Consider the following 11,202-nt stretch of genomic DNA (forward strand, 5'->3'; position numbering starts at 1 on the left):
CTCATGAACCTGTTATGAGGAAGTATCGATTTGAACGGGTTCTTTATTATTTTTATTGAGTAAGTTACATTACCATAATATTAAAAAGTACAATAAGAAAAAACCGTCAATTAAAACGGGGTCTTCCTTAAATTTGTTCAGTAAGTTTTCCATTTTCAATATAAACAACACGATCACATAAATCTAGCATCCTTTTATCATGAGTAACCATTATCGCAGCTTTTTGTCTTCGCTTCACTTCTTTAGATAGCATTTCTACGACAGTTCTTCCTCTTTCAGAATCGAGACTAGCTGTAGGTTCGTCAGCAAAGATTACTTCTGGATCATTCATAAGTGCTCTGGCAATGGCTACTCTTTGTCTCTCTCCACCTGATAAATTTTCTGGATAATTTTTCATCCTCTTTGATAATCCTAATTGTTCAAGTAGTTCATTAGCTCTCTTCTCGGCAATTTTGTTTTTTATTCCTGCTAATTCGGCAATTAATAGAAGCTGATCTTTAACCGTTAAATATGGGATTAAATTAGACATTTGAAAAATGAATCCGATTTTAGATAGTCTAAATTCATTCAACTTATTAGCTGGGAGATTACTTATTTCAATATCGTCTATTAAAATTTTCCCACTAGTCGGAGATAGTAATGCTCCTGCTATTGAAAGAAAAGTACTTTTACCTGAGCCAGACGGACCTACAACTGCTACTAGTTCACCTGCCTTTACTTGAATGGAAACATGATCTAGTACCGTTGTTGCTAAAGAATCTCCGTCATTGTATGTTTTGCTAATATTTTCTAGTACTAGTTTATTACTCATTAAAAAGCCCTCCCTATTGCTTCAATTGCATCAATTTTTACTACTTTTAGTAAAGATATTAATGAGCCTACTATTGCTACAATTAAGAATAATAATGAACTTCCGATAATTAACTGCGCATCAAATACAAAAGGTAAGTCGGCTGGCAATACTTTAGATAATCCAAATGTGATTGAAATACTTATCAATAGACTTAAAAGTGTGAGTGTTAAAACTTGAAAAATAATATTCTTAGCTAAATAACTAGTTTTTGAACCAATTGCTTTTAGCACGCCAAATTGATTGATTTTTTGAATCGTAACGATATAGAAAAAGACTGCTAACACAAATGCCCCGATAAAGAATAGAAAAACGATCATCATTAGTAAAGAACCCTGTTCTTCTTTATAACCAGGTATGCCTTTTAATGTTTGATTTTTATTAATTACTTCTACACCAGAGACTTTTTCATTTATCTGTTTTGCAGTATTTTCATTTGTTTTTAACGCGATTACATTCATTGAATTCTTACTATTCACCATCGACCACTCTTTGTAATTCATATGAATAACCGGTGCATGACTATATGATTGATTCTCTGTAAATCCAATAACCTTAAATTCTCTACCCGAGATTTGATCAGAAATACTGTCCCCAAGTTTGATTCCTTTTTCTTTCAAAGAAATATCTCCTACAACTTCATTCTTTGTTGAATTATTAATCATATCTCCTTCAATTACCTTCGGAGCAGCCAATCCATTCACATCAATTCCAAATAATGTAACATCAATTTTTTTAGATGTGCCATCCTTTAGAAACGTAGTCATTTGAACGCCTAAAGTAGTGGAATTTTCCTCACCAACAAACCTCTGAACTTCATTTATTTGATTTTCCGTTAACATTGAATGATTAATTTGTTTTCCCGAGTCCTGTTGTAAAACAAAATAGTTTGAAGCCATGCTATCAATAGAAGAAGCATTATCAAAAGATAAACCTTTCGCTAATCCTGAAACGAATAAAACTAAAAATGATATAAGGATCATGATTAGACTAATTAATAAAAAACGTAATTTTGCGTGTTTGAATTCTCTTAAAGCAAGAAACACCTGTCATTCATCTCCTTTAACTTGACTAAATTTTATAGAGTGTAAATAAAAGAATCACTCTTTGTAATTTAAAGTATAGGAATGTTAGATGAACAACAGGTGAACAGTCGATTACAATTATAAATCAGACCTCTTTTATTTTAGGTATGGTTAGATGAAATTTGGTTCCATTGCCTACTTTACTACTTACTTCTATATGCCCATTATGTAATTCAATGATTTGTTTAACAATCGCTAATCCTAATCCACTACTGGATTCTTTTCGATTTCTTGCTTTATCTGCAATAAAAAAACGATTAAATATTTGTTGTAAATCCTTTTCGGAAATACCAATTCCAGTATCTTGAAATTCAATTTGAACAGTCTCTTCATTACTACTCAGTTTTATAGAGATTGACCCACCTTCATGATTAAATTTAATGCTATTGGTCATTAGGTTTGTCCAAACTTGATGCAGTAGATTCTTGTCAGCGAACACATAAGTTTGTGGCAATTCCAAATCAATAGCTAACTCTTTGTTTCTCCAACTCCATTCAGTAGTAAAAACGACTTGTTTAATTTGTTCGGCAACATCAAAGGTTGTTTTTTGCATTATACTTTCTTCCTTGTCCAATGCAGCTAATGTTAATAATTGTTTACTTAACAAGGACATTCTCTTACTTTCTTCTTCTATAATCGATAAGTAATGATTCTTTTGCTCTTCGGTTAATTTTTCAGTTTGTAGTGACTGTGAAAACCCTTGTATTGATGCAAGTGGTGATTGAATTTCATGAGATACATTCGAAACAAACTCTTGTCGCATCGCTTCAATTTGTCCTAATCTTTGTGACATATGCGAAAAGTGATTAGCAAGTTTTCCAATTTCGTCTTGTCGTTTAATTTGCAATTGAACATTATATTTTCCTTCTGCAATTTTTTTAGTTGCTTCAGTTAATTTAGTAATCGGTTTTACAATATATCTTGTACTAACTAGAACAAATACGATACTTAATACAATTGTCAGTAGAAGGAGAATGGAAAAGAGAATTCGCAATTCACCAAATTGAAGCTGTACATTTGGACGCATAAAAAGAGCCAAATGCTGATTACTAGATTTAATAGGGACGCCAACTGTATTACTCAAAGTATTATCAAAAAAACCGGTCACAAATAATGATGTTGGAAATTCGGCAATACCATGATAGACCTTCCCATTTAAAACAGAATCAATCACTTTTTCATCAAGTTTCTTTTCTCTAAAAGTACTACCATAAAAGGATTGATTTCCTCGTTGATCTACTAATAGAATTTGATATCCCAATTTACTAATACTATTTAAGTAATTTCTTAATTCGATTTCATTATTTTTTTCATAAAACGTACCAACGTCTAAAGCCATTTTAGTTAATTTTTTATCATTATAAGGTTTTAGATTATAGTGGTAATACACGTTTGAAAGAAAGAAAGCCAATAAACTGCTACAAATCATTACACCGAGGATTGTGAGAACAATTCTTATGTATAAAGTTTTCACTTTCTTTTGACCTCCAATTTATAACCAACACCTCGAACTGTTTTTATACTAAAGTCATCCGTTAAAGTAGAAAACCTCTCACGTAATCGTTTTATATGAACATTTATCGTACGGTCATCACCTTCAAAATCAGCCCCCCAAATTAATTGGATCAACTCATCACGTGTAAATAGTCGATCCGGATAACTTGCCAATTGAGACAATAATTCAAATTCCTTCATCGGAAGCATCAGTAATTTTCCATTACAATACACTTCATAGCTTTTTCGATCGATAACCGTTTCGTTCAGTTTTATTTTTTGAGCACTAATCATATTGTATCTTCTTAATAGCGCCTTAATCCGGAAAAGAATTTCTTTTGGTTCAAAAGGCTTGGTCAAATAATCATCTGTGCCTACTGCAAACCCTTTTTCTTTATCAGAAAGTTCGCTTTTTGCAGTTAATAATATTACAGGAAAATCATAATACTCTCTTATTTCTTCACATAGCTGATATCCATCTTTACCAGGCATCATTATATCTACGATTGCTAAATTTATTTGTTGATTTTCAAGCAATATAGAAGCCTCGTCTCCATTAGCCGCTTCAAATGTCGTATAGCCTTCAGATTGTAAATACATTTTCAGTAACTCCCTTATATGAGAATCATCATCTACAATTAAAATTCGAATCATAACTTAACCCCATTCTTTAAAATTAGTACAATTATTTAAAAAATCATATCATATTTCAATATTAATATCCTTTTTGTATTTTTCATGGGCCGAAATACTAATGTATGATTAAATAATTAAAAAAATTTTTGTAATATAGTTTGTCCCCCATACATTTCTGTCATTTTTAACATAGAATTATTATGTAGTTTATAATGACTGATTTCGTAAATCTTGTTGCCCTTAAAAGAGATGCCCTGTGGATTGACTCGGAAGGGTATCTCAAATTTTCACTTTTTTTCTGTTACTCCTACAAAAACCCCACCTTGTTTACAAATTGCTTCTATTTTTACTGTGTGTTTTAAAGATCGGTTTATAAACAACAACCTTTCGAAAAAAGTCATTTATAATAGAAAGGAGCATATCCAAATGGCACTTCAACTAATGAAAATTCTAGTTTCTGCTTCTTCAACTATTGAAACTGTCCCAACAGATTCAAGATTCTTCTATGTTACAACCACTTCTACAGCAGCTAGTGCAACTTTAACAATTGACGCAGCTGACTTTTTAACTGATACTGGCGCTGCAGTTACTACACTGCCGACATTACCGACAAATAATAGCTACTTTAATGTCTACATTAACGGTGTTTTACAAATGAGTGGTATCTCAGCTTATACTCCTGGAGAAACGGGTGTTGGCTCATTAGCGATTACTGTACCTGCTGGAGGAGACGGAATTTTAGCTGACACTCCAATTGTGTTAGAAATAGTAAGTTTTGCACCGACTTCCGATATTACTGTTTCAACATAATAATTGCTCAAAAAAAAGTTCCTAAAAAAGGAACTTTTTTTGAATCTATTTTTATTTAGTAGTGTATTTTATAACTTCTAATCAATCAACCATCAAAAAAATATAGAGATAAATTGAATGATTATGATTGTACCTTTTAATGGAATATCTTCCGTGAGCAGAGTCAACTTACCACGTTCAATTTTATAATTTACAGTTGGCTGAAGCATGCCATTAATAAACAAATTTATATAGGAAACCTCATCTGGTGACCTGATCGTTGTTATACCATACTCCTCTATTCCGTCACGACTCGTATAAATTTTCCTTAAACCGTCTGATACGGCGAAAAATAAATGATTTGTAGTTTTTAAAAGAGTAGATGTTGTTGATGTTGTTGATGCAGTTGATAGAGCTGATGGATCTGACAAACCTAAAGCTCCAATATTGACATTTGTAATTAGAGCTTCCCACTTTGAACCATTGTATCGATAAAAAATACGATACTTTGTATCTAAAAAAATGCTACCTGTTTTAGGATTGTCCGGCCGAGTGGAATATGTACCTGCTTGTATAGAGGGAATATTTCCTGCATTAATAACAAAATTTTGGTCAGTTAAAAAATCCTTAGTGATATACATTCACCCCCTATTACCATTAAGTTCAATCTATTGACATTAAACTTTTGAGAATAAGTTTGTATTAAATATATGTTTTTAATTGAGAATGTAATGCACTATTCTATTATTTTTTTAAATTTTATTTAAAACTAAGGAACTGCCTTATAACAGTCCTTTAGTTATTGATTTTAATAAGATTTATTAAGAAGTTAGACATTTCGACTGCCTTTTCAAACTCCTTTTCTTTTACATAGTAATCATACAATACTTTACCATATCGTTTAATGAAAACAGTATGATCACGTGACTTAAAATATGGAAAAGCTGTCTTTTCTATGTACTGAATATATTCATCCGTTTTATTCTCAATCAAATAAATTAGTAATGTAAAAAGAATTTGATAGTGTTGATTTTTTAAATTCTTTGCGATGATTAGACCTTTTTGAGCACTATTTAATAAGGCTGACTTACGCATTAATTTACCTTCAAATGAACTTTTAAGATAATTGTTCAGTCGTTGAAGATAAATGACCGATGGCTTTTTTTCCAATTGTAATGCTGCTTTATAATATTTTTGAGCTTTTTCATAATCTTTTCGTTTAAAATATTCCAAAGCAAAGTTATTTAATAACATTCCCGTTTTATCTGGTGCATTGAGTGATTCACTATCATGAATCAAATTTTTATATGATTGTTTCAATTTTTTAAAGTCTAAGTGCTCATCGTTGCTTGATTGTAGGAGCATAATTGATTCAGCATTTATGGCACGTAAATAATTACTTGTATCTTTAAAGTATTTAAGCGATTTTTCTGCGTATACATAAGCCATCACCTTAGAATCGGCCCATCCATATGCTACTGCTAAATGATAGTAATATTCTGGATTTCCGTACTCTTTTAAATCAATCTTCTTTAATGTTTGTATTGCTTTATGATGATTCTCTGTACTTGAATTATTATAATTATTTAAATAATAAATTCCTATTACATGCAAAAGGAGATTTCTTTCAAAAGGAGGTAGATCTTTATAGATTTTTTGTATATTTAAAATAATTGTATAAGTATTTTTATAGTCATTCTTTAAAAGATAATATCTTGCAAGAAGTAATTGATACAAAGCATCATATTTTGACGAATGGATAAAAAGGCTTTTTTCTAGCTCTTTTTTTAATGATTCAACTTCTTTCATTCTTAGTTTAATAATTGCTTTATGCCAGTTTTGCAATTTATTTCCAAGACTTTCAAAGTTAGCAATTTCTTTTCGAATATCAATTTGTAATCGTTCAGAAAACAAGGTAATAATCTCAGAAGAATAAGATGTATTCCCTCTTTCGATTTTTCCTACGTGCTTGGAAGAGCAGATTCCTTTTCCTAGTTCTTCTTGTGTTAGTCCGGCTTTAATACGATAAAATTTTATAACTTCTCCCTCGACCATTAATTGCTCCTCCTATCCAAAAAACTTATACTCAATATACAATAATTCAACTATGTTTCCATCATGCTATTCACACAATTTATGAGGATATTTTAATGAAAAAATTAATCATATTACATAGTATTTTTATACTACTTTCATACTACTTTTTAAAATAAATAGGAAAAATTTAACAAAAAAAAAAAAAAAAACAAGAAAACCATGAACAGGCAAACTAGTTCATGGTTTAATTTTGTTATTCGTACACACCTACAGAAGAATATGCATCCATAACAGCTTTTGTTTGTGCAGAAGGTACTCCATTTTTATCTGGGAAGAAATCACGTGAAGCCCTAATTACTGATGCTCTCATTTCTTTAAAGTTAGAATCGGCAGTTAAATATTTCATAGCTTGGTAGTAAATTTTTTGTGCATTATTTACACCAACACCAGTAATCGTATAGCCGTTATTTGTACCACCTTGTGTAATTAAGTATGCAGCTTTATTGTTAATACCACTATTAATATGCACCCCACCATTATCTTCAGTACCTAAATATCGATCCTGATAAGTATCTGGATAGTAACCTGAAGGCATATACTTCGTGCTTATACGTACTGAACCAGGGTCGCTTAATGAACGAAGACCACCATCACCTGCTTTAGTTGGCGTATAAACATCTTCTCCCATTTCCCACTCGTTTACCTTTGTTGTATAGATTTGAACGAATGTTCCAAAGATGTCTGCTAATGACTCATTAAGAGCTCCTGACTCACCACTATACGTTAAATCTAGGCCGGACTTTTCAATCACACCATGTGTCATTTCATGTCCAATAACATCTAGCCCACCAGAAAGTGCACCTAAAACAACTCCATCGCCATCTCCGTATAACATCTGTTTACCATTCCATGCTGCATTATTCCATTTAGCACCAACGTGAACTGTACTAATTAAAGTCATACCTTTATCATCTAAGCTATTACGCTTAAATACATTTTGATAATATTTGTTTACTTTATCAGCATTAACATGAGCTGATACTGCAGCAGGGTCATAGAAGAAATTTGTCGGGCTTGTCGTTGTTACTTCAAATCCAGTAAATCCTAAAAGTGCTGATAAAATGATAAATGAAGTTTCAGGCATGCGATGAGCATCAAATGTTGCTAGTGGTACGATAGTTGAACCAGTAACTGAACCTCCATATAAATAGCTAGAACCAGTTGATGCGTCTTTTCCTACTGGGAAAGTTTGCAGTTTACCAAAGACATCCAAGCCTCTTCCAGTAGTAACTGTAAGTTTTGACACATCGACATTATCAATTGCATTGTAACTATTAATGATTTCGCCATTGGTCGCATCTATAAAATAGTGGAAATATCCTGGTGCTGGAACAGAAGTTGAAGCTTTAACTAAATACGTTAAATAATACTTTCCTTTATATGGATAAATCATTAATTGTGTATCGATTCCATCATAATTTTTAACAGCTCCGATTTGTGAATCGATTCTTTCTTTCGCAGTTGCTACAGCATCTTCCTCAGTAATCGTTGCTTCAGTCGGAATAATTTCGCGAGATAATGTTTGAGTTACATCACCAAATGATGCATATACATTATTATTTGCGTCTAATGCTACAGTTTGTCCTGAACCATAAATCGGAATTCCTTTATATTGTTCAATTGTTCTGACATGGTAAGTATCAGTCACACTGTTAGCTTCTTCACTTACAATCTTAAATTGTTCCTATCCAGAACCTGATCTAGCAAGATTTTTTACCTTAGAATTCAAGTATGCTTTTACAACCTCTTCCTTACTTAACGCTTGATTAACTGTTGCTGCACTTGCTTTTACATTTACAAANNAATGAAGGTAAAGTTGTTAATCCCCCACTAAATGCCACAGTTAATGCCATTACTGCTGGAATTGCTTTTCTTCTCATTCTTTTCTCTTTTTTCATTTTCAAAACTTTCACCCCTTATTTAATTTTGTTGTGATTGCAATTTTTATTATTGAGAAAATTCTAAATTAAATCAATATGTCGAACCCGGGTTCTTTTTTAGGTGATTTTATAGCTTTTATCCCTATTAGCGACTAATTTTGACAAAAAACTACCGTCAATCGACCCGAAAATAACCCGGTTTCAATTTTCTGATAACTGAGCAATAATGAATTTCAACAGGGCTTTTGTAAAGGAGTGAAAATTTGAAACAAGCAAGAAAAAAAGTCTCAATCATCGTAAGTTTATGTTCTATTCAATTTTACTTGGCAATGCAAACAGTTGGTCAAACGGAGGCTACCTTTTCTAGTCAAGCATCTTCAGAACAAGTTGTTTCAGCAGCAATTGTGTTTCCAAAAACAATCCAACAACTAGAAATCGCTGCAAAAGATCATGCAACAAGAGCTAATCATTTATATAAATCAATCCTAAAGACATCAATTAATGGTACTAGCTCTGAATTATCAAATTTACTTACTACTGTTCTTAATGAGGAACAAGAAATAAATAACGAGATTAAGAGTTTACAAAGTATTGGCGAGGAATTGAACTCGTATCACAATCAAATCCATGAACTTCCTGAAACTGAACAAAGTAACTATGAATACGAGAGAAAGGGATATCGGGTTGTTAATCAACTAATCCAACAAATAAATGAAACAATTAATCTTCAAAAAATAGCGTCTATTAAAGCTACAATTCAAACCCAGCTCAAAGAAAGTAAAGAAAAGATTAACAACGATTTTAGTAAACCTAAAAATTCTATAGAAACAAGCGAAAGTTTGAATAGCCCTGATACAGATTCTGTACGGAGCAATGATTCGAATAGTTCTGAATCTAATTCAGTTCTAAGTCAGGATTCTACTAATTCTAGTACAGATTCAGTTCCTAGCATGGATTCTAATGATTCCAATACAAATTCAGTTCTGAACCAGAACCCTAAGAATCCCGATACGAATTCAGTCCCAAACCAAAATTCTAATAATTCAGTAAATACATTTCAAAACGAATAGGTGATATCTCATGTTGAAGAAAGTTTTATCTATTGTAGCTACTTTTTTTAAAAGTATTTCTATTGTCATCCTGTGTTTCTTAGCCTTTATTGTGATTTCTTCCAGGTTTACAGGTGGAGATTCTACCATTTTAGGCTATCAATTAAAAGCTGTTTTATCTGGATCGATGGAACCTACTTTTCATACAGGTTCAATTATTGCCATTAAGCTAGGTGCAAATCCATCATCATATCAAAAAGGCGATATTGTTACCTTTCACATGGACAATAAACTTATCACTCATAGAATAGCCGCTGTCCATCATAAAAATGGAGAAATTTCTTATAAAACGAAGGGTGATAACAATAATGCCCAAGACTTATGGACAGTGTACCCTCAGAATATCGTAGGAAAATATTCTAATTTCACAGTTCCATATGTTGGTTATGCATTAAATTTTGTAAGCTCTAAAGCTGGATCTGCACTTTTGTTAATTGTTCCAGGTATTCTATTAACTCTTTTTTCAATACGCAATTTGTTCCAATTAAGAAAAGAGTTTGAACAAAAAACTGCAGGATGAAGTTGATTAGATCTCTTAAGTACAAATAAAAGCTTAAGAGTTTAATAAATAAACCTTAAGGGGGAAATGAAATGAGTTTTACTAAGAGAATTGGGCAAGTTGTAATGAGTGGAGCAGTCGGTTTATCATTAATTAGTGGAGGTACCTTTGCATTTTTCAGCGATACAATTAAAACTGATAATACGTTTGCAGCAGGTACATTAGATTTAGGTATGAACCCTAATGCTGTTGTAAACATTAGCAATTTAAAACCTGGTGATGAAGTATATCGTGAATTTACGTTAGAAAACAATGGAACACTAGATATAAACAAAGTTTTATTAAACACTAAATATCAAGTTGAAGACGTAAAAAAGAATAACTCAGAAGACTTTGCTAAGCATATTAAAGTAACGATTATGTACAACACAAGTAGTGCTACAAATGAAATCGTTGATACTACATTATATGACTTACAAAATCAAACACCTGATCTAACAGCAATTAATCAATTTGTAGGTAGTACAAAAGACCCAGACGGCATTGCAGCAGGACAAAAAGAAAAGATTTTCGTATTATTCGAATTTGTTGATAACGGACAAGACCAAAACGAATTCCAAGGTGATAAGCTAAAAGTTGATTGGACATTTAATGCTCAAACTGGTGGAAGTACATATCACGACGACACTGATCCTAACAGCAACTAATAAAATTCAAAACCACCTAAATATAATTAGGTGGTTTTCAGACTGTTGAAATAAAA

General features: G+C 31.9%; 11 protein-coding genes. 4 read left to right on the forward strand and 7 right to left on the reverse strand.

The features are described 5' to 3' along the window. Positions 1-127 precede the first annotated feature (127 nt). From CN925_RS15795 to CN925_RS15810, 4 genes are all read right to left on the reverse strand, one after another. On the reverse strand, positions 128-811 hold the full coding sequence (locus CN925_RS15795) for an ABC transporter ATP-binding protein (protein ID WP_098847322.1): 684 nt from the start codon (positions 809-811) through the stop codon (positions 128-130). Then, on the reverse strand, positions 811-1,896 hold the full coding sequence (locus CN925_RS15800) for an ABC transporter permease (protein ID WP_098847325.1): 1,086 nt from the start codon (positions 1,894-1,896) through the stop codon (positions 811-813). The genes CN925_RS15795 and CN925_RS15800 overlap by 1 nt, the downstream gene beginning before the upstream one ends. A 124-nt stretch (positions 1,897-2,020) precedes the next feature. Next, positions 2,021-3,409, reverse strand: a complete 1,389-nt coding sequence (locus tag CN925_RS15805) for a sensor histidine kinase (RefSeq protein ID WP_098847327.1) — start codon at positions 3,407-3,409, stop codon at positions 2,021-2,023. Then, entirely contained in the window at positions 3,406-4,083 is a 678-nt protein-coding gene (locus CN925_RS15810; RefSeq protein ID WP_098847330.1) for a response regulator transcription factor, read from the reverse strand. The genes CN925_RS15805 and CN925_RS15810 overlap by 4 nt, the downstream gene beginning before the upstream one ends. 408 nt (positions 4,084-4,491) lie before the next feature. On the opposite strand from CN925_RS15810, the gene CN925_RS15815 reads away from it, so the two are divergent. Then, positions 4,492-4,875, forward strand: coding sequence for a DUF4183 domain-containing protein (locus CN925_RS15815; protein WP_098847333.1), 384 nt, complete (start codon positions 4,492-4,494; stop codon positions 4,873-4,875). A 92-nt stretch (positions 4,876-4,967) separates the two neighbouring features. Here CN925_RS15815 and CN925_RS15820 read toward each other — a convergent pair whose 3' ends face one another. The 3 genes from CN925_RS15820 to CN925_RS15830 all read right to left on the reverse strand — a co-directional run bounded on the left by CN925_RS15820 (position 4,968) and on the right by CN925_RS15830 (position 8,599). After that, positions 4,968-5,495, reverse strand: a complete 528-nt coding sequence (locus tag CN925_RS15820) for a DUF4183 domain-containing protein (RefSeq protein WP_098847336.1) — start codon at positions 5,493-5,495, stop codon at positions 4,968-4,970. Positions 5,496-5,649: 154 nt separating this feature from the next. Continuing rightward, a complete protein-coding gene (locus CN925_RS15825; RefSeq protein ID WP_098847339.1) occupies positions 5,650-6,909 on the reverse strand; it encodes a helix-turn-helix domain-containing protein in 1,260 nt (419 codons plus the stop codon). A gap of 235 nt (positions 6,910-7,144) precedes the next feature. Further along, positions 7,145-8,599 (reverse strand): M4 family metallopeptidase, encoded by a 1,455-nt coding sequence (locus tag CN925_RS15830; RefSeq protein WP_286138413.1) that lies wholly within the window; start codon positions 8,597-8,599, stop codon positions 7,145-7,147. Between the two features lie 495 nt (positions 8,600-9,094). Between CN925_RS15830 and CN925_RS15835 the strand changes: the two genes are divergently transcribed. The 3 genes from CN925_RS15835 to CN925_RS15845 all read left to right on the forward strand — a co-directional run bounded on the left by CN925_RS15835 (position 9,095) and on the right by CN925_RS15845 (position 11,146). Beyond that, positions 9,095-9,901: a DUF4047 domain-containing protein gene (locus tag CN925_RS15835; RefSeq protein WP_098847341.1), complete on the forward strand. Its 807-nt coding sequence runs from the start codon at positions 9,095-9,097 to the stop codon at positions 9,899-9,901. 13 nt (positions 9,902-9,914) lie between these two features. Beyond that, a complete protein-coding gene (gene sipW / locus CN925_RS15840) occupies positions 9,915-10,460 on the forward strand; it encodes a signal peptidase I SipW (RefSeq protein ID WP_483295210.1) in 546 nt (181 codons plus the stop codon). A gap of 71 nt (positions 10,461-10,531) precedes the next feature. Then, the gene (locus CN925_RS15845; protein WP_098847344.1) at positions 10,532-11,146 is read left to right on the forward strand and encodes a TasA family protein; all 615 of its coding nucleotides are present in this window, start codon (positions 10,532-10,534) and stop codon (positions 11,144-11,146) included. The last annotated feature ends 56 nt before the right edge of the window (positions 11,147-11,202 follow it).

Origin of the sequence: Bacillus sp. AFS055030, assembly GCF_002574545.1 — a bacterium.
In the GTDB taxonomy this organism is placed as follows: domain Bacteria; phylum Bacillota; class Bacilli; order Bacillales; family Bacillaceae_G; genus Gottfriedia.

Coding starts and splice junctions, on each gene's coding strand:
- CN925_RS15845 (WP_098847344.1), top strand. CDS start 10,532: ATGAGTTTTACTAAGAGAATTGGGCAAGTTGTAATGAGTGGAGCAGTC.
- CN925_RS15810 (WP_098847330.1), bottom strand. CDS start 4,083: ATGATTCGAATTTTAATTGTAGATGATGATTCTCATATAAGGGAGTTA.
- CN925_RS15795 (WP_098847322.1), bottom strand. CDS start 811: ATGAGTAATAAACTAGTACTAGAAAATATTAGCAAAACATACAATGAC.
- CN925_RS15815 (WP_098847333.1), top strand. CDS start 4,492: ATGGCACTTCAACTAATGAAAATTCTAGTTTCTGCTTCTTCAACTATT.
- CN925_RS15825 (WP_098847339.1), bottom strand. CDS start 6,909: ATGGTCGAGGGAGAAGTTATAAAATTTTATCGTATTAAAGCCGGACTA.
- CN925_RS15820 (WP_098847336.1), bottom strand. CDS start 5,495: ATGTATATCACTAAGGATTTTTTAACTGACCAAAATTTTGTTATTAAT.